This window comes from Nocardioides sp. NPDC127503 (assembly GCF_040302165.1).
Lineage (GTDB): Bacteria > Actinomycetota > Actinomycetes > Propionibacteriales > Nocardioidaceae > Nocardioides.
Map to the genome: position 1 here is coordinate 90,515 of NZ_JBEORH010000003.1, position 26,450 is coordinate 116,964.

Consider the following 26,450-nt stretch of genomic DNA (forward strand, 5'->3'; position numbering starts at 1 on the left):
GGCGTGAAGCGGGTCGAGATCTACGAAGGCCGCAACCAAGCACGAGCCAGCAAGGCCCGGACCATCACGGTCCGGGCCTGCTGATCTTTTCCGCCCAGATACCTGCGGGGGCGTGGCCGATCGCCCGACAGGTCCATTCGGTCTATGACCAGATGGGCACTAGGGTTGCCGATCGTGCAAGCGTCGGTCGCCCTCGTCCTCGTCTCTCATAACGGCGCCGGCTGGCTTCCGACCGTCATCGACGGGATCAGGAACCAGCAGGCTCCGGTGAGCTTTGCCGTCACGATCGACACAGGATCCACCGACAGGTCGGTCGAGATCCTGGAGGAGACCTTCGCCCAGGTCGTCAAGCTCCCGGCGTCGACGACGTTCGCGGACGCGGCCAACGAGGCGCTCGCCATCCTCCACCAGGCGGCGCAGCCGCCGGAGTGGATCTGGTTCCTCCACGACGACTCCACCCCCGACCCGCACGCGCTCTCGACTCTGCTCGACGCCGCCGCGGAATACCCGGAGGCCGACATCCTCGGCCCCAAGATCCGGGAGTGGCCCTCGCTGCGCCGGATGCTCGAGCTCGGTGTCTCGATCTCGGTCACCGGAGCCCGGGAGACCGGCCTGGAGCGGGGCGAGTACGACCAGGGCCAGCACGACGAGGTACGCCGCGTCCTGGCGGTCAACACCGCCGGCATGCTGATCCGCCGCGAGGTCCTCGAATACCTGGGCGGCTTCGACAAGCACCTCCCGGTCCTCGGCACCGACATGGACCTCGGCTGGCGGGCCGCCAACGCCGGCTTCACGACCATCGCCGTCCCGGACGCGGTCGTCTTCCACGTGGAGGCGGCCCACCGCGGCGTACGCAAGACGCAGCTGACCGGGCGCCGGATCCACTATCAGGAGCGACGGGCCGCGCTCTACACGCTGCTGGTCAACGGCCGGCCGGGCACGCTGGCGCTGTGGATGGTCAGGTTCTTCTTCCAGACCCTGTGGCGGATGCTCGGCTTCATCCTGGTGCGCGACCCTGGGACCGCGCTCGACGACCTGGCCGCGCTGGGCTGGATCTACGGCCACACCGGCCAGATCATGCTCGCCAAGCGGCGGCGCCGGAAGCAGGCGCACGCCGACAAGGACGTGGTCAAGGCGCTGCTGCCTCCGCCGTGGCTGCCCTACCGCCACGGTCTCGACTTCGTCTCCGACGTCGCCACCGCAGTCACCCTGCAGGCCTCCGACATCGCCGAGCGGCGTCAGATGGCGCAGGCCGAGGCCGACCCGGCCTCCTTCGCCGCCAAGCGGCAGGCCGATCGGGCCCAGCTGGAGGAGGACGAGATCCCCGCCGAGACCGGGTGGCTGGTGCGTCTGTTCACCAACCCGGTCGCGGTGCTCCTGGTCGTCGTCGGCATCCTCGGTGTCATCGGGGCACGGGCGGCGCTCGGCGGCGTCGCCGGAAGCGGCCTCGGACCGACGCCTCAGAACGTGGGCGACTGGTGGCAGCTGCAGTTCGAGTCGTGGCACGCGATCTCGCAGGGCACCGGCGTGCCCGCGCCGCCGCACGTCTTCCCGCTGGCAGTGCTCGCGACGTTCCTCGGCGGCAACCCGAGCCTGGCGGTCACCGCCGTGATGCTGCTCAGCTTCCCCATCGCGCTCGGCGGTGCGTGGCGGCTGCTGCGGGTCGCGGGCCGGCTGATCAGCCACCTCGGCGCACCTCGCTGGCTGCTGCTGTGGGGTGCGACGGCGTACGCCCTGGTTCCCTATGTCAGCGGTGCCTTCGGTGACGGCCGGATCGGTGCGGTCGTGGTCGGCGCGCTGCTGCCCTGGCTCGCCCACGCCGCGCTCGGGTTCAGCGACCCCGTCGCCGACCGCCGCTGGCGCGCCGGGTGGCGCACCGGTCTGCTGCTCACCGTCATCACCGCCTTCGCGCCGATGGCCTTCCTCGTCGCGGCCGTCTTCGCGGCGGTCATCTTCATCGTCGCCCGCCGGCTCATGCCCGCAGTGCTCAGCGACCGCGACCAGTGGGGTCCGCCCACTGCGGCCATCGCGACACCCGTCGGGCTGCTGCTTCCGTGGTGGCTGCCGTCGATCTTCTCCGGCGGCTGGGCCGCCCTGCTGCTCGACCCGGGCCGGCTGCCGGCCCCGGCCGCCGGCGGGTTCGACCTGCTCGTGGGCCGCCTGACCGGGCTCGACGGCACCGACCTCGGCGCCCCCTGGTGGCTGGGCCTGGCGCTGCCGCTGCTGGCCGTGCTCGCGCTGATCCCGAGCCGCACCCGGATCCCGGTCATGGTCTGCTGGATCGGCGCGGTCGCGACGGCGGTCGTCACGATGCTGCTGTCCTGGATCCCGATCCCGCTCGACGCTGGCATCGCCCGGGTCGGCTGGGGCTTCCCGCTGGTCGCCATCCAGGGCTTCGCGGTGGTCGCGACGGTGCTGGGTGCCCAGGGCGCCATCCTCGACGGCCTGAACGGGCTGCGGAAGGTCATGGTCGGCGCGGCGGCCGCGGTCGCCGCGGTGGGTGTCGTCGGCAGCCTCGGCTGGTTCGTCTACGCCGGCACCGGTGACCTCACCGACAACACCAGGGCCCTCGGCCACACCGGGGTGCCCTCCTACATGCTCGACCCGACCTCGACCACCCTCGGCCCGGAGGACGGCGTCCTCGTGCTGCGCGGCTCGGTCGACGAGGGCATCCGCTACGCCGTCCTGCGCAACGACGGGATCACCCTCGGTGAGGACGAGATCGCGCAGGTCGCCGGTGGCTCGGACGACCTCACCGGAGTCGTACGCCGCCTGGCCGCCGACCCCGACGACGCGGTGATCGGTGATCTGGCCGCTCAGGGCGTGGCCTACATCGTGATGCCCGGGCCGGCCGACTCCTCGGTCGCCGAGGGGATCGACGCCTCCGGGTCCGTGACCCAGGCGAGCACCGTCGAGCGCTCGACGCGTGCCTGGCTGCTCGACTCCGAGCCGAGCGACCCGGGCGTGACCGAGTCGCAGTCCATCATCCGTACGATCCTGTTGGTCCTGGCCGGGATCGGACTGTTCGTGGTCCTGGTCCTGTGCCTGCCGACGCTGATCCAGAGGAGGGAGTCGGCATGAGTCACTCACGTGAGCCCTACGACCGCTCACACGAGCCGCAGGACGACGACGTCTACGGCCAGGAGCCGTGGATGCTGGACCCGTTCTCCGACCCCTACGCGGGTCAGACGGCCCAGACGCCGCCGGAGGGCTACACCCCCGAGCAGCTCTACGCCCAGCAGCCCTACGTGCCCGGTCCCGAGACGGGACAGATGCTCGCCCAGACGGGCTACCCACCGCCGTACGAAGGCGACTATCAGACCGGCGAGTTCCAGGGCGGCTACGAGCCGGAGTTCGAGGCCTGGCCGACCGCCGACGAGATGCGGGCGGAGGAGCCGGAGGCCCAGCAGGAATCACAGCAGGAGCGTGCCAAGGGCGGGCGGATGGCGGCTGCCGCCGCGGCAGCAGCCGCTGCACGACCCCGGCTTCGCCGCGTACGCAGGCAGCGCGGCCGCCGCCTCGACAACACCGTGCTGGTGGCGTTGGGCCTGGTCGGCGCGATGGCCGTGGCGCTGCTGCTCAATCGGCCTCATCAGTGGGAGCAGCCGAAGCTGGCCTCCGACAGCAGCGCGCCGACGGCAGCCACCGTGGTGTGCCCCGGCAAGCCGAAGTCCGGTGCTGACCAGGTCGCCGTCACCAACGCCGCCGACGGGTCCGGCGAGGTCTCGCTGAGCGGCCCGGGTGCGGGCGACGGCGCAAAGGCCACCGTGGCGTCCGGCAAGGTCACCGGCGCGTCGGTCAAGCCCGGTTCGGTCGTGGTCAAGGCGGGCAAGGAGGTCGCCCCCGGCCTGGTCGCCGGACGCTCGACGATCAAGCCGCTCGCGGCCACCGGATGCCTGCCTCCGCAGGCGGAGGCCTGGTTCCCTGGCGTCGGTGCGGGCGCCACCCACAACTCGATCCTCGAGCTCACCAACCCCAACAGCGGTGCGGCCACGGTCGACATCTCGCTCTACGACGAGAAGGGCGTGGTGGCGGTCCCCGAGGACCTCCGCGGCGTCGCGATCCCCGGCAACACCACCCGCACCTTCGACCTGCTGCACGTGATCCCGCGCAAGGGCGAGCTCTCCCTGAAGACCACGGTCGTACGCGGCCAGGCCGGGGTGATGGTCCGCGACCGTGCCATCGCGCTCGAGACGGAGAAGGGCACCGAGGACTACTTTTCGGGTCAGTCGACCCCGGCCGAGACCAACCTGCTGGTCGGCTACCCCAACAAGTCCGCGAGCCGCACGCTCACCGTCACCAACCCGGGCGACGCCCAGGTGAGCGCGGAGTTGCGCCTGCTCACCCCGAAGAACGTCCTCACCCCGGAGGGCGCTCCGGAGATCAGCGTGCCGCCCAACGGTCAGGCGCAGGTCGACCTGACCAAGCTGCTCGGCAAGGACAGCGCCGGTGACGCGTACGGCGTCGAGATCGTCGCCTCCGGCCCGGTCGCCACCGCGATGCGCTCGGTCGACCGCGGCGACGTCGCGATCACCACAGCCACCGAGACCATCTCGGAGCCGACCGCGGTGGTCGTCCCGGCCGGTGCCAGCGTCGGCAAGAAGCGGGTCCTCATCGCCGGCCCGGTCGCCAAGACCGGGGCCAGCGGCACGGTCAAGGTGGTCCCGATGACCGCGAAGGGCAAGGCGCTCAAGGCCAAGTCCGTCGAGATCGGCCCAGGGCTTGGTGCCGAGGTCGAGGTGCCCGCTGAGGCTGCGCTGATTCAGTTGGTGCCTGAGGGTGTCGAGGTCAATGCGGCCGTGGTGATGAGCGGGGACGGCGACGCGGTCGTTCCGTTCCGGCCGCTGCGCTCTGAGGTACGTACCGCCGGGGTTGCTCCTGGGCTGCCGTTGCCGTTGGAGCCCTAGCACTGCCTTCGGGTTGGCGTTGCCTCGTGGTTGGGGTTTGCCGCCGACCCTTTCGGGGAGGGTGTTCTCAACGGATCCCGGAGTAAAGGACGGCCTTCGGCCGCCGGCTGACGCCGGTCGCCTTCGGCGATCCTTGACACCGGGCTCCGTTGAGAATTTTGGCTGGTTATCGGGTCGGCGGCAGGGGTTTGGTGCGGAGATTTGGGTTGGGCGGGGGCTTGGGATCTTGGGCAGTCGGGCCGACCGGTGGAAGGAATTTTCTTCCGTGGGGACCAGTTCGGCAGGCGGTGTTGGGAGGCGAACGAATTTTCGTTCGCCGCAGAGGCCACCTCGGCCACGGGTGGGGTTGGCGCGTGAAAGAAACTTTTCTTTCACGAGGAGACCCCATGTCTGGCGTAGTCGAGGATCGGTCACCTTCCGTGGGTGAGTGTGCCGTGGCCACACCCGGGCCGCCGCCCCGATAGCCAGCCAAATCTTTTCTCGACATGGTCCGGTGTCAAGGATCGCCGAAGGCGACCGGCGAAGCCGGCGGCCGCAGGCCGTCCTTGACTCCGGGGCAGGTCGAGAACACCCTCGAAGAACGGGTCGGCGGCCCAGACCAGCCAGAAAATCTCGGTACCTAAGAGCACCGACGAAAGACGACTAACCCAAGCCTCAGGGCTGGTAACGAGGATCGACATCCTCGGCGGCGATCCCGAGCAGGTCCGCGATCTGCTCGACCACGACCATGAGCACCATCGCCTCGACCTCGGAGCGGGTGTGGCAGCGGTGCTCGATCGGCCGCCGATAGATCACCAGCCGCGCCGGTTTCGCGCCAGCGCCACGCTCGAGCGACCCGAGCGGGATGTGGTCGTCGACGGTCCACTCCTTGGGGATGTCCGGCGACTCCTCGACGGCGTACTCGATCAGGCCCAGCCGTGACTGCCAGCGGCCGTCGATCTCGGTGACGATGGCGAGCGCGATGTCATCGAAGCGCTCCCGGCGGGTGCGCAGGACCGGCACCTTCGGATCGGTCGGGACGGCCATCGGACCGCGCCTGCCACGGCCATGCCGATCCCTGTGCCTGGTCATGTACGCGAGCCTAACTGCGCGGCTGGCCTCAGGGGAGTACGGTTCACTCGTGACTGCTCGTCGTTGTTCGCGTACCGCCTGCCAGCGTCAAGCTGTCTGCACGCTCACGTATGTGTACGCCGACCAGACGGCCGTTCTCGGCCCGCTGGCGACCTATGCCGAGCCGCACGCCTACGACCTGTGCGAGGAGCACGCCGAGCGGCTCTCCGCGCCCCGGGGTTGGGAGGTCGTCAGGCTGGCCCGTGAGCCCGTCGACCCGCAGCCCAAGGGCGATGATCTGCTCGCTCTGGCCGACGCCGTTCGTGAGGCCGCCAGGCCGCCGGCTCCGTCCCCGCGAGGCCCTGTCGGGGCCCCCGGGCAGGACGACCCCGACGAGCCGGGCGCGAGCGACGGCCAGCCCCGCCCCGGCGGCACTCGCCGCGGGCACCTCCGCGTGCTGACGTCCGAGTAGGACGACTAGAGTTCCGGACATGCCGGAGAGAGTTGACCCCGACATCGCCAACGCCGTGTTCAAGGCGTACGACGTCCGTGGCACCGTCCCTGATCAGATCGACGAGAATCTCGCCCGACTCGCGGGGCGAGCCTTCGTGCACGTCGTCGACGCGCGTGGCGGCGAGATCGTCGTCGGCCACGACATGCGCCCCAGCTCCCCGGCGCTCTCGGGAGCCTTCGCCGACGGTGCGACCGAGGCAGGTGCCGACGTGACGATGATCGGGCTGGCCTCGACCGACGAGCTCTACTTCGCCTCCGGTCACCTCGGTCTGCCGGGTGCGATGTTCACCGCCAGCCACAACCCGGCGCAGTACAACGGCATCAAGCTGTGCCGGGCCAACGCGGTCCCGGTCGGCGCCGAGACCGGGCTCGACGAGATCCGCGACCTGGTCATCTCCGGTGAGGCTCCGATCGCCGACGTCGCCGGCAGCATCAGCGAGACCGACGTGCTGGAGGCGTACGCCGCGCACCTGCTCGGCCTGGCCCCGGTCAAGGGTCGCCGGCTCACCATCGTCGCCGACGCCGGCAACGGCATGGCCGGCCACACCGCGCCCGCGGTCTTCGGCCGCCTGGGCGACGAGGCCGTCGAGCTGATCCCGATGTACTTCGAGCTCGACGGCACCTTCCCCAACCACGAGGCCAACCCGCTCGACTCGACCACGCTGGTCGACCTGCAGGCCAAGGTGCGCGAGACCGGCGCCGACGCCGGCCTGGCCTTCGACGGCGACGCCGACCGCTGCTTCCTGGTGGATGAGAAGGGCGACGTGGTCAGCCCGAGCGCGATCACCGCTCTGATCGCCGAGCGTGCCCTGGCCCAGGAGCCGGGCGCGACGATCATCCACAACCTGATCACCTCCCGCGCCGTCCCGGAGATCGTCACCGAGCTCGGCGGCACCCCGGTACGCACCCGGGTCGGCCACTCCTACATCAAGGCCGTGATGGCTGAGTCCGAGGCGGCCTTCGGCGGCGAGCACAGCGGCCACTTCTACTTCCGCGACTTCTGGCGCGCCGACTCCGGCATGCTCGCCGCGCTGCACGTCCTCGGCGCCCTCGCCGAGACCGACAAGCCGCTGAGCGAGCTGCTGGCTGCGTACGCTCGCTATCCGATGAGCGGCGAGATCAACTCCACCGTCCCCGACCAGGCCGCCACCGTGGCCGAGATCGAGAAGGCGTACGCAGGGCGCGACGGTGTCACCGTCGACAAGCTCGACGGCCTGACCCTCTCCCACGCCGACTGGTCGTTCAACGTACGCGCCTCCAACACCGAGCCGCTGCTGCGGCTCAACGCGGAGGGCAAGGACACACCCACCATGGAGCGCGTGCGCGACGAGGCGCTCGCGATCATCCGAAAGACTCCACCGAACGAAAGGCGAGGCGCATGACTGGCGCAACGACCCCTCTGGGCCTGAGCGAGAAGCTGCTCGAGATCATCGTCTGCCCGCAGTGCCACGGCGATCTCCTGCCCGTCGAGGCCGACAGTGAGCTGGTCTGCCAGGGGGAGTGTGGGCTGGCCTACCCCGTACGCGACGGCATTCCCGTCCTGCTCATCGACGAGGCCCGTCCCACCAAGGGCGAGTGAGGCCGCGATGACCTGGTTCGACGAGTCCAGGCTGGACGACGAGCGGGCGCTGGCCGGTATCGACCTGCTGCTGCGGTCGTTGGCCGAGTCCGGGGCCCGGGTCCGCCGGGAGGCTGCGGGTGCCGCAGAGCCCCTGCAGGAGGCCGTACGCCGCGCCGCTGAGACCGGTCGACCCCGGGCCGTCGTCGCCGCAGGTCCCGACTCGCGCCTGCTGCGCGCAGTCCTCGAGCCGTTCTGCCCGGTGCCGTTCGTCGCCTGGCCGGCCCCAGGCCTGCCGGGCTGGGCAGGGAGCCTCGATCTCGTGGTCGTGCTGGCCCCGACCGGCTCCGACCCGGGGGAGGCCTCGGCCGCCGCCGAGGCCGTCCGCCGTGGCGCCCAGCTTGTCGTGGCCGCTCCGGAGAAGTCGCTGGTCGCCCAGCACGCCGAGGGCCGCGACAGCACCCTGCTCCCGGTCGAGGGCGGCGACACGCTCGCGATGGCGATTCTGATGCTCACCTACCTCAACTCGGTCGGTCTCGGCCCGGAGGCCGACGCCGACAAGGTGGCCGACGCGCTCGACGACGTCGCCACCGCCTGCTCACCGCATCGCGACATCTCGGTCAACCCCGGCAAGATCCTGGCGATCTCGCTGGCCGACTCGCTCCCGGTCGTGTGGGGTGGCTCCGTCCTGGCCGCCCGCGCCGCCCGCCGGGTCGCCGAGAACCTGCGCCGGGCCAGCGGCCGCGGTGCCATCGCCGGTGACGCCGACGACCTGCTCCCGGTCCTCGAGGCGGCCCGGCCCCGCAACGTCTTCGACGACCCCTTCGCCGAGGAGCCAGCGTCGGCACGTCCCGTTCTGGTCATCCTCGACGACGGCGCAACCGATCCGATCATGGTCGAGCAGCGACGTCTGCTCACCGAGGCCGCGGACACGCGCGGCGTACGGGTGGAGGTCGTCGAGGCGAACGCCAGCACGGAGGTCGCCCGCTACGCGTCCCTCCTGCTCCAGGGCACATACTCCGCGGAGTATCTTCGTTTGGGTCTGGTTAATGATGGTTAATTCCGAATGACGGACAGATCTTTGTGATCTGACTCATATCGCACGGTCAGGGTCGCCGGCGACATCTCGTTATGGGGTGAGGACGCTGGACGTCCAGGAGTGGGCCGCTGTTTGATTTGGCAACAATTCAGCCACATCGAAGGCTGGCCCCTCCCTGGAACAGGATCCCCCTCCCATGAGCCAGACCAAGTTCGTCGTCGTCGGTGCCCTAGCCCTGCTGGGCGCGATCGTCTTCAGTGGTCGGCTCTCCGACCCTGCCCCGCCTGCGACCGACGAGGCGAGTGCAGCCGCCGGTGGCACCCTTCGGATCGGCGTCGACAGCGCCGAGCCGTCGTACTACAAGACCGACGGCGTGACGAAGGGCTTCGACTACCAGATGGCGCGCAGCGTCGCCGAAGGCATGGGTGCCGAGCCGGAGTTCGTGGAGATGGAGTTCAACGAGCTCTTCCCGGCCCTCGAGGCGGGCAAGATCGACATGATCGGTGCCCAGGTCACCAAGACCGAGGAGGCGGAGCGGAAGTACGACTTCAGTGCTCCGTACTTCGTGACGTACGTGTCCTTCCTCGCCCCGAAGGGCTCGACCATCAAGAGCCGCGACGACATCGACGGCAAGAACATCGCCGTGGTCGAGGGCACCGTGCAGGAGCGCTACCTCGAAGAGCAGTACGAGGACGTCACCGTTATCAAGGCCCCGAACGCGGACGCCGCGGTCAGGTCGATGGGGCAGCGCGAGGCCGACGCGTTCTTCTACGGCGCCCCCTACTCCCAGTCGATCATCAAGAACTCGCCGATCCCGCTGACGGAGCCGATCGTCTACCAGGCCGAGGACGCCCCGATCGGGTTCGTGGTTCGGGAGGGCGACGAGCGCAAGGAGCAGATCGACGGAGTCATCGAGGACATGGTCCTCACCGGGGAGTGGGTGAAGATCAAGACGGACTACTTCGAGGCGGCCCCGCTCTCCGAGGTCTTCAGGGAGAAGGGCGCTTGATGTGCGTCTGTCTGTGTTTGGGGCCGTTCGCCTGAGACGGCTTCTCGAAGGTGAACGATGCGCGTGATCTGTGTCACGCAGTGCGGTGAAGGTTCGGTCACGGAACGTGACGGATCGTGACGTTGATGGACGAAAACCTGGACGCGGGGGAGCAGACAGGTGTTTGATGCAACATCGTCCGGCCACTCTTGGCCAGCACGTCTCGGATTCTCGGCGCCGACGTGACGGGCATGCCCCACCATCCCGAAAACACAGGACTTCCGCATGAATCACATCAAGTTTGTCGTCGCCGGCGCCCTGGCCCTCCTAGGGGTCCTGGTCATCGGCGGCTATTTCGCCGACCCCGCCCCCAAAGCGACCGATCAGGAGAGTGCCGCCGCCGGAGGCACGCTGCGGATCGGGGTCGACGGCACCGAGCCCGCCTTCTACAAGGTCGACGGCGTGACCAAAGGCTTCGACTACGAGATGGCGCTCGGCGTCGCCGAGGGTATGGGTGCCAAGCCGGAGTTCGTGGTGATGGACTTCAGCGACCTCTTCACCGCACTCGAGGCCGGCGAGATCGACATGATCGGCGCCCAGGTCACTGAGACCGCGGAGCGGAAGCAGGACTTCGACTTCACTGCGCCCTACTTCGTCACGTACCTGTCCTTCCTCACCCCGGAGGGCTCGGACATCAAGAACCGCGAGGACGTCAACGGCAAGAACATCGCGGTGGTCGAGGGCACCATCCACGAGCGCTACCTCGACGAGCAGTACGAGAACGTCAACGTCATCAAGGCCAAGGACGAGGACACCGCGGTCAAGGCGATCCAGGACGGCAAGGCGGACGCGTTCTTCTACGACGCCCCCTACACAACGCCGATCATCGCTCGCTGGCAGGACAGGTTCCCGCTGAAGGAGGCGATCGTCTACCCGGCGGACGACGCTCCGATCGGCTTCGTCATGCAGAAGGGCGACAAGCGCAAGGCGACGATCGACGGGGTCCTCGAGGAGATGATCCTCGATGGGAAGTGGCTGAAGATCAAGAAGGAGTACTTCAAGGAGTACCCGCTCTCGGAGGTCTTCAAGGACAAGGGCGCCTGAGCCTGACGCCGCTCGCCCCGCTTTGGGGCGCCTGAAGTCCAGTAGCCTACGATGCCCGCTGGCCCGGCTCAGCCAGGTCACAGTGTCTCGGCGCACCCCTCCCCCCAAACAGGACGTCGTATGAAATCCCTGAAGTTCATCCTTGCGGGCGCGGTCACCCTTCTGGTGATCCTCATCGTGGTCTCCAACACGGTTGAGACGACCGGGCCCTCCTCCGCCAAGCGCAGCAGCGCCGCCGATGACGGCCAGCTCAAGGTCGGTGTGCTGGACAGCGCCCCGGTCTACTACACCGAAGGTTCGACAGCCAAGGGCTTCGACTACGAGATGGCCCTCGGTGTCACCGAGTCGCTCGGCATCAAGCCGTCGTTCATCCCGATGGACTTCGCCGACCTGTTCACGGCACTCGACGAAGGCGAGATCGACATGATCGCCTCGCAGGTGAGCGTGACCGAGGAGCGCGAGAAGGCCTACGACTTCTCGCACCCCTACTTCGTCACCTACCTGTCCTTCACGACTCCGAAGAACTCCCCGATCAAGAAGCTCAAGGACATCAACGGCACCCGGGTCGCCATCGTGGACGGCACCGCGCAGGAGAGCATCCTCAAGGCCCGCTTTCCCAAGGCCGAGATCGTGAAGCGGAAGAACGAGGCGGCCGCGCTCGAGGCGGTCGCGGCGGGCAAGGCGGACTCGTTCTTCTACGACGCGCCCTTCACCGAGGGACTGATCAAGAGCGCCCCGATCACGATGGAGGAGCGGATCGTCTTTCCGTCCGACAAGGCCCCCATCGCCTTCGTCTTCCGCAAGGGCGACGGGCTCAGAGACCAGGCCGACGACGCGATCGACGAGATGATCGTCAACGGTGACTGGCTGCGGATCAAGACCGACTACTTCAGGGAGTACCCGCTCTCGGAGCGGTTCAAGGAGCAGGGCGTCGAGTAGCGGGCCCCACCCGATAAGGTTCCGACCATGAGCGCCGGACTCTTCGCACTCCTCGACGACGTAGCCGCCATCGCCAAGCTGGCGGCTGCGTCCGTCGACGACGTCGGCGCTGCCGCCGGCAAGGCCTCGGCCAAGGCCGCCGGTGTCGTCATCGACGACACCGCGGTGACGCCGCAGTACGTCCACGGCATCGCCGCCGAGCGCGAGGTGCCGATCATCAAGAAGATCGCCTTCGGCTCGCTGCGCAACAAGCTGCTGATCATCCTGCCGGTGGCGCTGATCCTGGCGCAGTGGGCGCCCTGGGCGATCACTCCGATCCTGATGCTCGGTGGCGCCTTCCTCGCCTTCGAGGGTGTCGAGAAGGTCCTGGAATGGGTCCGGCCGCACGAGGAGACTCACGAGACGCCGGTCGTCCTGGAAGGGCCCGAGGCCGAGAAGACGATGATCGCGGGTGCCGTACGCACCGACCTGATCCTCTCCACCGAGATCATGGTGATCGCGCTCAACGAGGTCATCGACCAGGGCTTCTGGATGCGGCTCGGCGCCCTGGTGGCGGTCGCCTTCCTGATCACCATCGTGGTCTACGGCGTGGTCGCCCTGATCGTGAAGATGGACGATGCCGGCCTGTCGCTCTCCCAGCGTCCCGGCGCCTTCGCCCAGCGGCTCGGCCTGGGCATGGTCTCGGCCATGCCGAAGGTGCTCACGGTGATCTCCATCGTCGGCACCATCGCGATGCTCTGGGTCGGTGGCCACCTGATCCTGGTCGGTGTCCACGACGTCAACGGCCTCGCCGCCGGCCACCCCGGCTGGGCCTGGCCCTACGACACCGTCCACCACCTCGAGGAGGAGGTCCACCACGCCCTCGGTGCCGTCGGCGCAGCCGCGGCCTGGCTGGTCAACACCTTCTTCTCCGCGCTCGTCGGGCTCATCGTCGGCTCGATCGTGGTCGGCGTACTCCACCTGCTGCCGTTCAAGAAGAGCCACTGACTCTCGGTCGGTCGGTGCGGTCTCGGGCGGGGGACAGGTCACCTGATGCTGGTCCATTGATGTTGGCCTGGCGTTTGCCGTCCAGGATTACCGCAGGGGCCGAGGGCCGCTTGTAGTCTGAGAGGAACCTGCGTGGGAGATCCCGCTGATGCGCAGATGCGCGACGCAGGCCCGCATTAACTTCGGTAAGGAATAACCATGGACTACAAGGTTGCCGACCTGAGCCTGGCCGAGTTCGGCCGCAAGGAGCTCTCCCTCGCCGAGCACGAGATGCCGGGCCTGATGGCCATGCGCGAGCGCTACGGCAAGGACCAGCCGCTCAAGGGCGCCCGCATCGCCGGCTCGCTGCACATGACGATCCAGACCGGCGTCCTGATCGAGACGCTGACCGCGCTCGGCGCCGACGTACGCTGGGCCACCTGCAACATCTTCTCCACCCAGGACCACGCTGCCGCGGCCGTCGTCGTCGGCAACGGCACCGCCGAGGACCCGCAGGGCACCCCGGTCTTCGCCTGGAAGGGCGAGACGCTGGCGGAGTACTGGGACGAGGCCGAGAAGGTCTTCCAGTTCACCGACGAGGCCGGAAACCCGGTCGGCCCCAACATGCTCCTCGACGACGGTGGCGACATCACGCTGCTCCTGCACAAGGGCGTCGAGTTCGAGAAGGCCGGGGAGGTGCCGGGCCAGGACTCCACCGACAACGAGGAGTTCAAGGAGGTCCTGCGCGTCCTCGACCGCAGCCTGAAGAACGACCCGCAGTACTGGACCAACATCGCCAACGGCATCAAGGGCGTCACCGAGGAGACCACCACCGGTGTCCTGCGCCTCTACGACCGGTTCAAGGAGGGCTCGCTCCTCTTCCCGGCGATCAACGTCAACGACTCGGTCACCAAGTCGAAGTTCGACAACAAGTACGGCTGCCGCCACTCGCTGATCGACGGCATCAACCGCGCCACCGACGTGATGATCGGCGGCAAGGTCGCGGTCGTGTGCGGCTATGGCGACGTCGGCAAGGGCTCCGCGGAGTCGCTGCGCGGCCAGGGTGCTCGCGTCATCGTCACCGAGATCGATCCGATCTGCGCGCTGCAGGCGGCGATGGACGGCTACGAGGTCCGCCGCCTGGAGTCGGTCGTCGAGACCGCCGACATCTTCATCACCACGACGGGCAACTTCGACATCATCCGGGTCGAGCACTTCGAGAAGATGAAGAACCAGGCCATCGTCGGCAACATCGGCCACTTCGACAACGAGATCGACATGGCCGGCCTCGCGAAGATCCCGGGCATCGTCAAGGACGAGATCAAGCCGCAGGTCCACCAGTGGATCTTCCCCGACGGCAAGAAGATCATCGTGCTCTCCGAGGGCCGCCTGCTCAACCTGGGCAACGCCACCGGTCACCCGAGCTTCGTGATGTCGAACTCGTTCACCAACCAGACGCTGGCCCAGATCGAGCTCTTCACCAAGACCGACGAGTACCCGATCGGCGTCTACGTCCTGCCCAAGGCGCTCGACGAGGAGGTCGCCCGTCTTCACCTCGGCGCCCTCGGCGTCGAGCTCACCGAGCTCAAGCAGGAGCAGGCCGACTACCTCGGCGTCCCGGTCGAGGGTCCCTACAAGTCGGACCACTACCGCTACTGATTCAAGCGACTCGGGCTCCGCGACGAAGGAGCGGAGGCCGAACGGAGACGAGGTTGAGCAAGCGTCGTCGCTGAGCTTGCGAAGCGACGTTCGCGCGTCGAAACCCACCGCCTGAGTCGGCGCATCTGTCCCACGAGGTTGGGGCAGATGCGCCGACTCGCGCGTTGTGGGGTGGCTCATGTGACGCGTCGCACGCACTGGGTGACAGAATCGGACACATGGCCGATCGCAGCGCTCCCGACCAACCCGCCAAGGGAAAGGTCCTCGTCGTCGATGATGATGCCTCGCTGAGCGAGATGCTTGCGATCGTGCTGAGACAAGAGGGGTTCGACTCACAGCTCGTCGCACGTGGCGACATGGCGCTGCCGGCGTTCCACGACTACAAGCCCGACGTGGTGCTGCTCGACCTGATGCTTCCCGGGATGGACGGCATCGAGGTGTGCAAGCAGATCCGCAAGGAGTCGGGCGTGCCGATCGTCATGCTCACCGCGAAGGGTGACACGGTCGACGTGGTGGTCGGGCTCGAGTCCGGCGCCGACGACTACGTGGTCAAGCCGTTCAAGCCCAAGGAGCTGATCGCGCGGATCCGGGCACGGGTGCGCAGGCACGGCGACGCCGTGCCCGAGGTGCTGGAGATCGGCGACCTCACCATCGACGTGGCCGGCCATCAGGTCACCCGAGGCGAGGAGCAGATCCAGCTCACGCCGCTGGAGTTCGACCTGCTGGAGTGCCTGGCCCGCAAGCCCCATCAGGTCTTCTCCCGCGAGGTGCTGCTGGAGCAGGTGTGGGGCTACCGTCACGCCGCCGACACCCGGCTGGTCAACGTGCACGTCCAGCGACTGCGCTCCAAGGTCGAGCACGACCCGGAGAACCCCGAGATCGTCGTCACCGTCCGTGGTGTCGGCTACAAGGCAGGGCCCGTGTGACACTCCAGGAGGTCGTCCGCCGAACAGCCCGGACGCCCAAGAAGCTCCTGACCACCTGGCGCCGGTCGATCCAGACCCGCGTCGTGGTCTACACCGTGCTCCTCACCGCGGCCGCCGTCAGCCTGGTCGGGCTGATCCTGCTCGAGCAGATCGGCGACGAGCTGGTCCAGGACCGGGTCGCCGCGGCGAAGGCGGAGGCCTCCGAGGAGCTCTCCGCAGCCCGCGCCAACATCGCGGAGACCTCGGGCGCCAACGGTGGCACCCCGCTGCAGCGCAACGACCTGGGCGACCCGATCATCCAGCGCAGCGTCTCGCGCGGCTACGGCGTCGTCATGGCCGGTCCGGTGACATCGACCTCCGGCCGCATCAGCGACGACGGTGTCGAGTGGACACCCGGTGTGGACGTACGCAGCGTCCCGCGCGCCCTCGAGGACCGGTTCCAGACGATCCGTGCCGAGCCGGCCTGGACCTACACCCGGATCTCCTACGACGGCGAGCGGTCCTCGACCCCCGGCATCGTGATCGGGTCTCAGCTGGAGCTGCACGACGACACGTACAACGTCTACTTCCTCTTCCCGATGGACCAGGAGCAGGAGACACTCGGCGTCATCACCCGCGGGCTGCTGGCCGCCGGCGCGATCCTGATCCTGCTGATCGGCGCCGGCAGCTGGATGGTGACCCGCCACGTCGTCACGCCCATCCGGATCGCCCGCAGGACCGCCGAGCGGCTCGCCGCCGGCCGCCTCGAGGAGCGGATGGTCGTCCACGGCGAGGACGACCTCACCGGCCTGGCGATCTCGTTCAACCAGATGGCCAGCGGGCTGCAGAACCAGATCCGGCAGCTCGAGCACCTCTCCCGTGTCCAGCGACGGTTCAGCTCCGACGTCTCCCACGAGCTGCGTACGCCGCTCACCACCGTCCGCATGGCCAGCGACGTCCTCTACGAGGCCAGGGACAGCTTCGACGCCCCGACGGCCCGGGCGGCCGAGCTGCTGCAGACCGAGCTGGACCGGTTCGAGACGCTCCTGAGCGATCTGCTCGAGATCAGTCGCTTCGACGCCGGTGCGGCCGTGCTCGACCTCTACGACACGGATCTGACCGCGCTGGCCCACGCCGTCGTCGAGGCCTACACGCCGCTCGCCGACAAGCGCGACATCGAGCTGAAGGTCGTCGCTCCGAGCCATCCGTGCATCGCCCAGGTCGACCATCGTCGGGTCGAGCGGATCGTACGCAACCTGGTGGCCAACGCCACCGACCATGCCCTGGTGGGCCAGACCGTCACCATCCGGATCGACAGCGACGAGCACGCGGCCGCGCTGACCGTGCGCGACCACGGCGTCGGGCTGGCGCCGGGGGAGACCGCTCTGGTCTTCAACCGGTTCTGGCGCGCCGACCCCGCCCGGGACCGGTCCAGCGGCGGCACCGGCCTGGGCCTGTCGATCTCTCTCGAGGACGCTCATCTGCACGGTGGCTGGCTGCAGGCCTGGGGCCGTCCGGACCAGGGGGCGCAGTTCCGGCTCACGCTTCCGCGCTATGCCGGCGCGGCGCTGCGGCACAGCCCGCTCCCGCTCGTCCCGGCAGACGCCCGCGACTCCCTGGAGGCATCGTGAGACCCCTCTTCGCCGTCTTCCTGACCGCGCTCGCACTCCTCGTCTCGGCGTGCTCGGGCGTACCCGACTCCGGCCCCGTCCAGAGCGTCGACCTGGCCGCGCCGGACGCGCAGGAGGAGGTCATCCCCTACAACCCCGGCGCTCCGCGCGCAGGAGCGACCCCGGGCGAGATCGTCGACGGGTTCCTCGACGCCATGAAGGCCACCCCGATGAGCACGGCCTACGCCCGCCGCTACCTCACCAAGGACGCGGCGATGAACTGGGCGCCGGCCGGCCGCACCCTGGTCTACGGCGAGCTCGGCAGCCACGTCGGCTCCTCACCGCGGGTGTCGGTGGAGCTCGAGGATGCCGGCTGGCTCGACGAGCGGGGCGTATGGCGTGGCGGGCTGGCCGCCTCGCAGGCGATCCTCGACTTCGAGCTGACCCGCGCCGAGGGCGAGTGGCGGATCAGCTCGGCGCCGAACGCCCTGGTGGTCGAGGAGGACTGGTTCCTGACCCACTTCGCCCGCAGCAACCTCTACTACGTCGAACCGACCGGACACACCCTGGTGCCGGAGCCGATCTTCGCCCCCAAGGGCACCTCGTACGCCACCACCCTCGTCTCCAGCCTGCTGAGCGGGCCGGGGGAGGAGGCACAGGGTGTGATCCGCAGCGCGCTCCCGGCCGCGGCCGACGAGCCCCGCTCGGTGGACGTACGCGACGGGGTCGCCGAGGTCGATCTCGCCGGTGACCTGGGTGACCACGACGCCGAGGAGCTCCAACTCATGGGCGCCCAGCTGGCCTGGACCCTGCGGCAGGACGCCAGCGTCGAACGCATCCGGCTCACGATCGACGGCGAGCCGGTGGTGCTGCCGGGCTACGGGGAGACGTTCGACGTCGACAGCGGCGGCGGCTACGACCCCAACGGCAACACCGCCCGGGTCGACCTCTACGCGTTGCGCGGGGGAGCGCTGGTGACCAGCACCGGCGAGAACGGCGACCCTTGGGTGCCCGTGCTCGGTGGCTGGGCGAAGTCGCACGGCGTTACCGACGTCGCCGTCGACGCCGACGGCTCGACCGCCGCCGCGATCACCGCTGACCGCACCGGCGTCGTCGTCGGCCAGCTGACCAGCGACGGCGAGCTCAGCAGAGCTCCGGTGAAGGGCACCCGGCTGCTGAGACCTTCCTGGGACCTCGCCGGCCGGCTGTGGCTGGTCGACAAGGACTCGACCGGCGCCCGGGTGATGTACGTCGACGGTGACCGCCGCGTCCGCGTCGCCGTGCCCGGCGTGACGGGAGAGAACGTGACCCGGTTCCTGGTCTCCCGCGACGGCACCCGGTTCGTGGCGGTGATCGACGGCGAGTCCTCGGACCGGATCGTGGTCAGCCGTCTGCAGGCCAGCTCGAAGGGCGAGATCACGACCGCGACGTCGGCTGTCCTGCTGCCGCACCCGGACTCCGCCACGATGCGGGTCACCGACATCGCCTGGACCTCGCCGACCACCATCGTCGCGGTCCAGCAGATCAGCTCGACCGCGCTCTTCCAGTCGGTCTCGCTCGACGGTGCCCCCAGCGGTGAGCGCTACACCCTCAGCGACCGGGTCACCGGCGTCGTCGGCTCTCCGGTCGCCTCGGCCCGCCTCTACGCGATCTCGGGCTGGACCCTCCTCGACCCCCTCGACAGGTTCGACCTGGGCCTGCCGTCCGACCTCTCCGACGTCACCTACCAGGGTTGAGTCTCCACAGCTTTATCCACAGGTACGCAGCCCCTGGTTGCCCCGTCGCGCCCACACTGGTCGACTCGGGCACATGGATCTCGCCGACGCCTGGCACGACCTCGTCGTCGGCGGCCGCTGCGTCGGCTGCCGGCGTCCCGGCAGGCTGCTCTGCCACGACTGCCGCGCCGCCCTCCCGGACACGGCCCGGCCGAGCCCGCCGAGCCCGGCGCCGCCGGGCATCGCCCCGGTCTTCGCGGCGGGGCCCTACGACGGCACCCTCAAGCAGCTGGTCATCGGGCTCAAGGAGCACCAGCTCCTCGGCCTCCGCAGGCCGCTGGCCGAGCTGCTCGCGCTCTCCGTCCTCGAGGCGATGGCGACGATAGGCGCCGGCCCGACGATCCTCGTCCCGGTCCCGTCACGCCCGGCCTCCGTGCGCGAGCGCGGCCTCGACAGCACCGCGGCGATCACGCGCAGGGCGGCCGCGATGCTGAGGCAGCACGGTCTCGGCGTACGCCATCACCAGCTGCTCCGCACCAGACCCGGCGTCGCGGACCAGGCCGGTCTCGACTCCCGGCAGCGGCAGGCCAACCTGGACGGTTCGATCACTTGCCCCGCGTCCGGCATCCGGACACTTGCCAAGAAGATCCCACGGGCGACGCTCATCGTCTGCGACGACGTGATCACCACCGGCGCGACCGCGCGGGAGGCACAACGAGCGCTGGAATCAGTCGGTCTCGGCGTGAAAGCGATTGCGACCGTGGCGGCCACCCAGCGTCGGTCTCGCGTTCAAATGTAGGAAACCGTCATGTAATTCTGTTGAAGGGCTTTCGTGGGGCAGATCGGCGAACTACCGTCACTACATGGAGTCCGCCTGGGTCCGTGGTTGCGTCGCAGAGAGGTCCGCATTGCGGGCATCCGAGCGGCAAGCCGATGCCAGTCGCAGGCGAAACGGTCCACGTAACCCTGGAGACAGGGGATCACGGTGCGGCTTAGAGATAAGTCCTGCCCTTGCCCTCCCGTCAGATGCGGGAGCCAGCAAGGAGAAGGTGGAGTGGCACCAAGCTGCTAAGCCTCTGCAGGCGATTGTGGGGTCGAAGACCAGGTCGGCCGGGCGGACTCCGTACCCCGGAGGTCACATGCGCTGACCATCCGGGAATCCGCCAACCCCGAAACACCGGGAGGTACCGATGGAAGTTGTCGTCACGGCTCGCAACGCCGAGGTCTCAGACCGCTATCGCGCTCACGTAGCAGAGAAGCTCGCGAAGCTCGAGAAGCACGACCACCGCATCATCAGGATCAACGTGGAGGTCGACAACGAGCCCAACCCGCGCCAGCACAAGGGCGCCGTGCACGTCGAGCTCACCGCATACTCGAAGGGTCCGGTCATCCGGGCCGAGGCGTGTGCCGAGGACAAGATGGGGGCGCTGGACCTGGCTGTCGACAAGATGGCTTCCCAGATGCGCCGGGCCGCCGACCGCCGCAGAGTCCACCGTGGCCGTCGTACGCCGGTTTCCGTCGGGCAGGCACTCGCGGGCATCGAGCCCGACGGCCTGGCCACGACGTCCGAGTCCGAGACGTTCGAGGAGGACACCGTGCGTGAGCACCAGGTCGGTCCGATCACGGTGACGGGGGAGGGGCCCTTGGTGGTCAGGGAGAAGACGCACACCGCGGAGCCGATGACGCTCGACCAGGCCCTCTACGAGATGGAGCTGGTCGGACACGACTTCTACCTCTACATCGACAAGGACTCGATGAGGCCGGCGGTCGTCTACCGCCGGAGGGGATACGACTACGGGGTGATCGCGCTCAACCGCGCAGACCTCGTCTGAAGACTGCTCTGTAAGCACGTTGGCCGGGACTTTTCCATCCCTCAGATGGATGAGTCCCGGCCATTCTCTTTGTCATCATCAGTTACGTGCCATGATGCATTCGTGTCATCTACATCTGGTGCCGATCGTGAGCCGGTCCGCGTCTTGGTTGTCGACGACCAGGAGCTCTTCAGAAGGGGCCTGGTCGCGCTGCTGGCGAGCGAACCCGGCATCGAGGTCATCGGTGAGGCGACCAACGGCATCGAAGGCACCGAGCGTGCCGCGGCTTCGGCTCCGGACGTCGTGCTGCTCGACGTACGCATGCCGAAGCAGACCGGTCTGGAGGCCTGCGTCGCGATCAAGGAGGCCGTCCCCTCGGCCAACATCATCATGCTGACCGTCTCCGACGAGGAGGCCGACCTCTACGACGCGGTCAAGGCCGGCGCGATGGGCTACCTCCTCAAGGACTCCTCGATCGACCAGGTCGCCCAGGCGATCCGCGTGGTCGCCGACGGCCAGTCCCTGATCAGCCCCTCCATGGCGGTCAAGCTGATGGAGGAGTTCAAGCAGATGTCCCGGCCGGACCGCTCCCCGGTCCCCGGCCCCAAGCTCACCGACCGCGAGCTCGAGGTCCTCGGCCTGGTAGCCAAGGGTCTCAACAACCGCGAGATCGCCAAGCGGCTGTTCATCTCGGAGAACACGGTCAAGAACCACGTACGCAACATCCTGGAGAAGCTCCAGGCCCACTCGCGCATGGAGGCGGTCATGTACGCCGTGCGCCAGAAGCTCCTCAACGTCGACTAGGCTGACGCCAGCGTCGCGTGCCGGTGGCAGACCGTGTCAGGCATGGAGGCGCCGGATTCGAAGGAGCACGACTGATGTTGTCGTCCCCTTCGCCCTCACGTGACTGAGGGCGAGAAGACCAGGCTGATCGCCTGGAGCAACGAGATGCGCAACGTGCACGAGCGCCTGCGCAAGGCCCTGCGGGTGACGCAGGAGGCCATCGCGGCGGGAGATCCCGCCGAGCCCGCGGCTCGCGACCTGCTGCTGTTCTGCCACGGGTTCTGTGCTGCCCTGACGGGCCATCACGAGGGTGAGGACCGGGAGCTCTTCCCGGCGATCGCCCGATCACACCCGGAGCTGCGCGAGACGATCCGGTATCTGGAGCAGGACCACTCCATGATCGGCCACCTCCTCGACGGCCTCCAGGCCGCCGTCGATCAGGCCGCCACGCCCGAAGACCTCGGCAAGCACCTCGAGGGCATCGCCGCGATCATGGAGTCCCACTTCCGCTTCGAGGAGCGCAAGCTGCTGAGCGTGCTCGACTCCTTGAGGCTCGACGCGGACGTCGGGGAGGTCTTCGGCCCGCTGTGAAAGAAATATTTCTTTCACCGGCCGAGCGCTGCGACCGTGCGGCGGGTGCGGGTGGGAGCCGGTTCCGGACGGGACTTGTCCGGAACCGGCTCTAGAGTCGGAGTCGTGCCTCGCTCTCAGACACTCAGCCGTTCCCAGGCCCGCCGGATCGCGCTGGCCGCGCAGGGGTTCGCCGACAAGCCCCACACGACGCCGACGATGCGTACGTTTCAGCGCACGCTGGAGCGCACCGGAGTCCTCCAGATCGACTCGGTCAATGTCCTGCAGCGCGCGCACTACATGCCGCTCTACAGCCGGATGGGGGCGTACGACACCGGGCTCCTGCACCGTGCCAGCAAGGGGCTCAGGGACCGCAGGATGGTCGAGTACTGGGCTCACGTGCAGGCGTTCATGCCGGTCGAGCTGTGGCCGCACATGCAGTGGCGGATGGACCACTACCGGGCGCAGAAGGGCTCGAAGTGGTGGGGGAGCGTGCCGGACGGGATGAAGGAGAAGGTGCTGGCGCTGGTGGCCGAGCAGGGGGCGCTCACCGCACGCGAGGCGGCCAAGGTGCTCGAGGACGCCGGCCCGCAGACCAAGGACCACTGGGGCTGGAACTGGTCCGACTCCCGCAAGACCCTCGACATCCTCTACATGTTCGGCGAGCTGGCGATCTCGCACCGCAACGACCAGTTCGAGGTCGCCTACGACCTGCCCGAGCGCGTCATCCCGCGGATCCACCTCGACGCGCCGACGCCGTCGAAGGAAGAGGCCCACCTCGAGCTCGTACGCCGCGCCGCCAGGTCCCACGGCGTCGGCACCGCCAAGGACATCGCCGACTACTTCCGGATGCGCGTGGACGACACGACACGCGCGCTGAACCAGCTCATCGACGCCGGCGAGGTGGAGCCGGTCGCGGTCGAGGGCATCCGCAAGCAGGCGTACCTCTTCTCCGGGTCCCGCCTCCCCAGGCGCGTCGAGGCCCGTGCGCTGCTGAGCCCGTTCGACCCGCTGGTCTGGGAGCGGGAGCGCACCGAGGCGCTCTTCGACTTCTTCTACCGGATCGAGATCTACACGCCGGCGCCCAAGCGGATCCACGGCTACTACGTGCTGCCGTTCCTCCTCGGCGAGCACATCGTCGGCCGCGTCGACCTGAAGGCCGACCGCAAGAGCGGAACGCTCCAGGTCAAGGGCGCGTACGCGGAGGAGGGCGCGCCCGTGGAGACGGCCATCGAGCTGGCCTCCGAGCTCGAGCGGCTCGCCGGCTGGCTGGGCCTGAGTGCCATCGAGGTCGATCCCAAGGGCGACCTGGCACCCCTGCTTGCGCCGTTGGTGTGAGTGGGCGACCGGGAGGTGGGTAGAGTGAGCGTGCTATCTGTCTGCCGCTAGTAGGAGCCCGCCACCGTGGCAATTCTCGACAAGATCCTTCGCCTCGGCGAAGGCAAGATCCTTCGCGAGCTCGAGGCCATCTCGAAGGCCGTCAACGCGATCGAGGACGAGTTCGTCGCGATGAGCGATGACGAGCTGCGCGGGATGACCGACGAGTTCAAGCAACGCCTGGAGAACGGCGAGGACCTCGACGACATCATGGCCGAGGCTTTCGCCACGGTCCGTGAGGTCACCAAGCGCGTCCTTGGCCAGCGTCACTACGACGTGCAGATCCAGGGCGGTGCGGCGCTCCACCTCGGCAACATCGCCGAGATGAAGACCGGTGAGGGCAAGACCCAGACCGCGGTGCTGCCGGCCTACCTCAACGCGCTGGCCGGCAAGGGCGTCCACATCGTCACGGTCAACGACTACCTGGCCAAGTTCCAGGCCGAGATGATGGGCCGCATCTACGGCTTCCTCGGCCTCAGCGTCGGCGTGATCCTCCCGCAGATGACCCCGGCGCAGCGCCGGGTGGCCTACAACTGCGACATCACCTACGGCACCAACAACGAGCTCGGCTTCGACTATCTGCGCGACAACATGGCCTCCTCCATGGAGGACCTGGTCCAGCGCAGCCACTTCTTCGCGATCGTCGACGAGGTCGACTCGATCCTCATCGACGAGGCCCGCACCCCGCTGATCATCTCGGGTCCGACCGAGGACGACGTGAAGTGGTACGACGAGTTCGCCACGATCGCCAAGTCGCTGACCAGGGACGTCGACTACGAGGTCGATGAGAAGAAGCGCACCATCGCCGTTCTCGAGCGGGGCATCACCCGGGTCGAGGACCACCTCGGCATCGAGAACCTCTACGAGGCGGTCAACACCCCGCTGATCTCGTTCATGAACAACTCGATCAAGGCCAAGGAGCTCTTCCGCCGCGACAAGGAGTACGTCGTCGCCAACGACGAGGTCCTGATCGTCGACGAGCACACCGGCCGCATGCTCGCCGGTCGCCGCTACAACGACGGCCTGCACCAAGCGATCGAGGCCAAGGAGGGTGTGAAGGTCCGCGAGGAGTACCAGACCCTCGCGAGCATCACCCTGCAGAACTACTTCCGCCTCTACGAGAAGCTCTCCGGCATGACCGGTACGGCCATGACCGAGGAGTCGGAGTTCGACAAGATCTACAAGCTCGGTGTGGTCCCGATCCCGACCAACAAGCCGATGATCCGCAAGGACCAGCCCGACCTCGTCTACCGCACCGAGGAGGCGAAGTACGAGGCCGTTGCTGACGACCTCGTCGAGCGCCACAAGAAGGGCCAGCCGGTGCTGGTCGGCACCGTCTCGGTGGAGAAGTCCGAATACCTCGGCAACATCCTCAAGAAGCGCGGCGTCCCGCACACCGTCCTCAACGCGAAGTACCACGCCGACGAGGCCAAGATCGTCGCGCTGGCCGGCCACAAGGGCGCGGTCACCGTCGCCACCAACATGGCCGGCCGAGGCACCGACATCATGCTCGGTGGATCCGTCGACTTCCTCGCCGACCAGGAGCTCCGCAAGCAGGGCCTGGAGCCCACGGGCGAGACCGCCGACGCGTACGAGCAGGGTTGGGCGCCGACCGTCGAGCGGATCAAGGAGCAGGTCGCGGCCGAGCACGACGAGGTCACCAAGCTGGGTGGTCTCTACGTTCTCGGCACCGAGCGCCACGAGTCCCGCCGCATCGACAACCAGCTGCGTGGTCGTTCCGGCCGTCAGGGCGACCCGGGCGAGTCCCGCTTCTACCTGTCGCTGGAGGACGACCTGATGCGCCTGTTCAAGGGCGAATGGGTCGACCGCATCCTGACCACGCTGAAGATCCCCGACGACGTGCCGATCGAGGCCAAGTCGGTGACCAAGTCGATCGCCAACGCGCAGACCCAGGTCGAGGGCCAGAACTTCGAGTCCCGCAAGAACGTCCTCAAGTACGACGACGTCATGGACCGCCAGCGCAAGGTGATCTACGCCGAGCGCCGCGAGGTGCTCGAGGGCGCCGACCTCGAGGAGCAGATCCGCACCTTCATCGACGACGTCGTCACCGGTGTCGTCACCGGAGCGACCCAGGACTACGCCGAGGAGTGGGACCTCGACCAGCTGTGGACCGACCTCAAGCAGATGTGGCCGGTCTCGGTCGAGCCCGAGAAGCTGATCGCGGACGCCGGCGGCAGCAAGGACGACCTCGACCGCAACGAGCTGATCGAGATCCTCAAGAAGGACGCCCAGGAGGCGTACGACCGCCGCGAGGAGGAGATCGGCTCCGAGGGCATGCGCGAGGTCGAGCGCCAGGTCGTCCTCTCGGTGCTGGACCGCAAGTGGCGCGAGCACCTCTACGAGATGGACTACCTGCGCGAGGGCATCGGGCTGCGGGCCTACTCGCAGCGTGACCCGCTGGTGGAATACCAGCGCGAGGGCTACGACATGTTCACCGCGATGATGGACGGCATCAAGGAGGCCGCGGTCGGCTACCTGTTCAACCTGGAGGTCCAGGTCGAGCAGACCGAGCCGGAGTTCCACTACCACCCCGACGGCACCCGTCACGCCGGTCCGATGCACGAGGGCGCGCTCGCCGAGCCGCCCGTCGGTGTCGGTCAGGCCGGCGGTCTCCAGGACATCTCCGAGGCCCTGAAGGCACAGCCGGCCGCCGCTCCCGTGAGCAGCCCCGGCGCGCCCCAGATCCACGCCAAGGGCCTGCAGAAGCCTGCCACGCCCAAGCACTTGGCTTTCTCCGGACCGGACGAGCAGGGTCAGGCCGAGGCGCAGGGCAACACCGTCAGCAACGCCGACGACCCCTACGCCAAGGTCGGCCGCAACGAGCAGTGCCCGTGCGGCTCCGGCAAGAAGTTCAAGCAGTGCCACGGCCGCCCCGGCGGCCCGACCGGCCTCACCACCCGCGTCAACGGCTGAGGACCCGCTCAGCGTCCCAACC

General features: G+C 68.4%; 21 protein-coding genes. 20 read left to right on the forward strand and 1 reads right to left on the reverse strand.

Going from position 1 to position 26,450, the window contains the following annotated elements:
- The first annotated feature begins 174 nt into the window (after window positions 1–174).
- Together ABTW65_RS07530 and ABTW65_RS07535 are read left to right on the forward strand one after the other, a co-directional pair.
- Window positions 175–3,081, forward strand: a complete 2,907-nt coding sequence (locus ABTW65_RS07530; RefSeq protein ID WP_350659361.1) for a glycosyltransferase — start codon at window positions 175–177, stop codon at window positions 3,079–3,081.
- Complete coding sequence (locus ABTW65_RS07535; RefSeq protein WP_350659362.1) at window positions 3,078–4,907, forward strand: DUF5719 family protein; 1,830 nt, start codon at window positions 3,078–3,080, stop codon at window positions 4,905–4,907. Before ABTW65_RS07530 ends, ABTW65_RS07535 begins: the two co-directional genes overlap by 4 nt.
- A 654-nt stretch (window positions 4,908–5,561) precedes the next feature.
- Here ABTW65_RS07535 and ABTW65_RS07540 read toward each other — a convergent pair.
- Window positions 5,562–5,978, reverse strand: a complete 417-nt coding sequence (locus ABTW65_RS07540; protein ID WP_350659363.1) for a metallopeptidase family protein — start codon at window positions 5,976–5,978, stop codon at window positions 5,562–5,564.
- Between ABTW65_RS07540 and ABTW65_RS07545 the strand changes: the two genes are divergently transcribed.
- The 18 genes from ABTW65_RS07545 to secA all read left to right on the forward strand — a co-directional run bounded on the left by ABTW65_RS07545 (window position 5,977) and on the right by secA (window position 26,428).
- The gene (locus ABTW65_RS07545) at window positions 5,977–6,429 is read left to right on the forward strand and encodes a DUF3499 domain-containing protein (RefSeq protein ID WP_350659364.1); all 453 of its coding nucleotides are present in this window, start codon (window positions 5,977–5,979) and stop codon (window positions 6,427–6,429) included. The two genes, ABTW65_RS07540 and ABTW65_RS07545, sit on opposite strands and share 2 nt — an antisense overlap.
- A 19-nt stretch (window positions 6,430–6,448) precedes the next feature.
- Window positions 6,449–7,852, forward strand: coding sequence for a phosphomannomutase/phosphoglucomutase (locus tag ABTW65_RS07550; protein ID WP_350659365.1), 1,404 nt, complete (start codon window positions 6,449–6,451; stop codon window positions 7,850–7,852).
- Window positions 7,849–8,049, forward strand: coding sequence for a Trm112 family protein (locus tag ABTW65_RS07555; protein ID WP_350659366.1), 201 nt, complete (start codon window positions 7,849–7,851; stop codon window positions 8,047–8,049). The genes ABTW65_RS07550 and ABTW65_RS07555 overlap by 4 nt, the downstream gene beginning before the upstream one ends.
- 7 nt (window positions 8,050–8,056) lie before the next feature.
- Window positions 8,057–9,088 carry an SIS domain-containing protein gene (locus ABTW65_RS07560; RefSeq protein ID WP_350659367.1) on the forward strand — a complete coding sequence of 344 codons (1,032 nt, stop codon included), beginning with the start codon at window positions 8,057–8,059 and terminating at the stop codon, window positions 9,086–9,088.
- Window positions 9,089–9,263: 175 nt separating this feature from the next.
- Window positions 9,264–10,076, forward strand: coding sequence for a substrate-binding periplasmic protein (locus ABTW65_RS07565; protein WP_350659368.1), 813 nt, complete (start codon window positions 9,264–9,266; stop codon window positions 10,074–10,076).
- A gap of 264 nt (window positions 10,077–10,340) precedes the next feature.
- Window positions 10,341–11,159: a substrate-binding periplasmic protein gene (locus ABTW65_RS07570; RefSeq protein WP_350659369.1), complete on the forward strand. Its 819-nt coding sequence runs from the start codon at window positions 10,341–10,343 to the stop codon at window positions 11,157–11,159.
- Window positions 11,160–11,279: 120 nt separating this feature from the next.
- Window positions 11,280–12,098, forward strand: coding sequence for a substrate-binding periplasmic protein (locus ABTW65_RS07575; RefSeq protein ID WP_350659370.1), 819 nt, complete (start codon window positions 11,280–11,282; stop codon window positions 12,096–12,098).
- A gap of 27 nt (window positions 12,099–12,125) precedes the next feature.
- Window positions 12,126–13,085: a DUF808 domain-containing protein gene (locus ABTW65_RS07580; protein WP_350659371.1), complete on the forward strand. Its 960-nt coding sequence runs from the start codon at window positions 12,126–12,128 to the stop codon at window positions 13,083–13,085.
- A 198-nt stretch (window positions 13,086–13,283) separates the two neighbouring features.
- Entirely contained in the window at window positions 13,284–14,723 is a 1,440-nt protein-coding gene (gene ahcY, locus ABTW65_RS07585; protein ID WP_350659373.1) for an adenosylhomocysteinase, read from the forward strand.
- Between the two features lie 218 nt (window positions 14,724–14,941).
- Window positions 14,942–15,649 carry an MtrAB system response regulator MtrA gene (mtrA, locus tag ABTW65_RS07590; RefSeq protein WP_160027305.1) on the forward strand — a complete coding sequence of 236 codons (708 nt, stop codon included), beginning with the start codon at window positions 14,942–14,944 and terminating at the stop codon, window positions 15,647–15,649.
- Window positions 15,646–17,259, forward strand: a complete 1,614-nt coding sequence (mtrB, locus tag ABTW65_RS07595) for an MtrAB system histidine kinase MtrB (protein WP_350659374.1) — start codon at window positions 15,646–15,648, stop codon at window positions 17,257–17,259. Before mtrA ends, mtrB begins: the two co-directional genes overlap by 4 nt.
- Window positions 17,256–18,974: an LpqB family beta-propeller domain-containing protein gene (locus tag ABTW65_RS07600; RefSeq protein ID WP_350659375.1), complete on the forward strand. Its 1,719-nt coding sequence runs from the start codon at window positions 17,256–17,258 to the stop codon at window positions 18,972–18,974. The genes mtrB and ABTW65_RS07600 overlap by 4 nt, the downstream gene beginning before the upstream one ends.
- A gap of 73 nt (window positions 18,975–19,047) precedes the next feature.
- A complete protein-coding gene (locus ABTW65_RS07605; protein ID WP_350659376.1) occupies window positions 19,048–19,752 on the forward strand; it encodes a ComF family protein in 705 nt (234 codons plus the stop codon).
- A 391-nt stretch (window positions 19,753–20,143) separates the two neighbouring features.
- Window positions 20,144–20,785, forward strand: a complete 642-nt coding sequence (gene hpf, locus ABTW65_RS07610; RefSeq protein WP_350659377.1) for a ribosome hibernation-promoting factor, HPF/YfiA family — start codon at window positions 20,144–20,146, stop codon at window positions 20,783–20,785.
- Window positions 20,786–20,887: 102 nt separating this feature from the next.
- A complete protein-coding gene (locus tag ABTW65_RS07615; RefSeq protein ID WP_045547972.1) occupies window positions 20,888–21,568 on the forward strand; it encodes a response regulator in 681 nt (226 codons plus the stop codon).
- Window positions 21,569–21,667: 99 nt separating this feature from the next.
- A complete protein-coding gene (locus ABTW65_RS07620; protein ID WP_350659378.1) occupies window positions 21,668–22,138 on the forward strand; it encodes a hemerythrin domain-containing protein in 471 nt (156 codons plus the stop codon).
- Window positions 22,139–22,243: 105 nt separating this feature from the next.
- The gene (locus tag ABTW65_RS07625; RefSeq protein WP_350659379.1) at window positions 22,244–23,455 is read left to right on the forward strand and encodes a winged helix-turn-helix domain-containing protein; all 1,212 of its coding nucleotides are present in this window, start codon (window positions 22,244–22,246) and stop codon (window positions 23,453–23,455) included.
- Window positions 23,456–23,521: 66 nt separating this feature from the next.
- On the forward strand, window positions 23,522–26,428 hold the full coding sequence (secA, locus tag ABTW65_RS07630) for a preprotein translocase subunit SecA (RefSeq protein WP_350659380.1): 2,907 nt from the start codon (window positions 23,522–23,524) through the stop codon (window positions 26,426–26,428).
- Window positions 26,429–26,450 lie beyond the last annotated feature (22 nt).

What these genes read in the sequence shown, in the direction of transcription:
- ABTW65_RS07570 (WP_350659369.1), top strand. Translation starts at nt 10,341, where the DNA reads ATGAATCACATCAAGTTTGTCGTCGCCGGCGCCCTGGCCCTCCTAGGG.
- mtrA (WP_160027305.1), top strand. Translation starts at nt 14,942, where the DNA reads ATGGCCGATCGCAGCGCTCCCGACCAACCCGCCAAGGGAAAGGTCCTC.
- ahcY (WP_350659373.1), top strand. Translation starts at nt 13,284, where the DNA reads ATGGACTACAAGGTTGCCGACCTGAGCCTGGCCGAGTTCGGCCGCAAG.
- ABTW65_RS07545 (WP_350659364.1), top strand. Translation starts at nt 5,977, where the DNA reads ATGTACGCGAGCCTAACTGCGCGGCTGGCCTCAGGGGAGTACGGTTCA.
- ABTW65_RS07540 (WP_350659363.1), bottom strand. Translation starts at nt 5,978, where the DNA reads ATGACCAGGCACAGGGATCGGCATGGCCGTGGCAGGCGCGGTCCGATG.
- ABTW65_RS07605 (WP_350659376.1), top strand. Translation starts at nt 19,048, where the DNA reads ATGGATCTCGCCGACGCCTGGCACGACCTCGTCGTCGGCGGCCGCTGC.
- ABTW65_RS07550 (WP_350659365.1), top strand. Translation starts at nt 6,449, where the DNA reads ATGCCGGAGAGAGTTGACCCCGACATCGCCAACGCCGTGTTCAAGGCG.
- ABTW65_RS07535 (WP_350659362.1), top strand. Translation starts at nt 3,078, where the DNA reads ATGAGTCACTCACGTGAGCCCTACGACCGCTCACACGAGCCGCAGGAC.
- ABTW65_RS07565 (WP_350659368.1), top strand. Translation starts at nt 9,264, where the DNA reads ATGAGCCAGACCAAGTTCGTCGTCGTCGGTGCCCTAGCCCTGCTGGGC.
- ABTW65_RS07580 (WP_350659371.1), top strand. Translation starts at nt 12,126, where the DNA reads ATGAGCGCCGGACTCTTCGCACTCCTCGACGACGTAGCCGCCATCGCC.
- ABTW65_RS07575 (WP_350659370.1), top strand. Translation starts at nt 11,280, where the DNA reads ATGAAATCCCTGAAGTTCATCCTTGCGGGCGCGGTCACCCTTCTGGTG.
- hpf (WP_350659377.1), top strand. Translation starts at nt 20,144, where the DNA reads ATGGAAGTTGTCGTCACGGCTCGCAACGCCGAGGTCTCAGACCGCTAT.
- ABTW65_RS07555 (WP_350659366.1), top strand. Translation starts at nt 7,849, where the DNA reads ATGACTGGCGCAACGACCCCTCTGGGCCTGAGCGAGAAGCTGCTCGAG.
- ABTW65_RS07560 (WP_350659367.1), top strand. Translation starts at nt 8,057, where the DNA reads ATGACCTGGTTCGACGAGTCCAGGCTGGACGACGAGCGGGCGCTGGCC.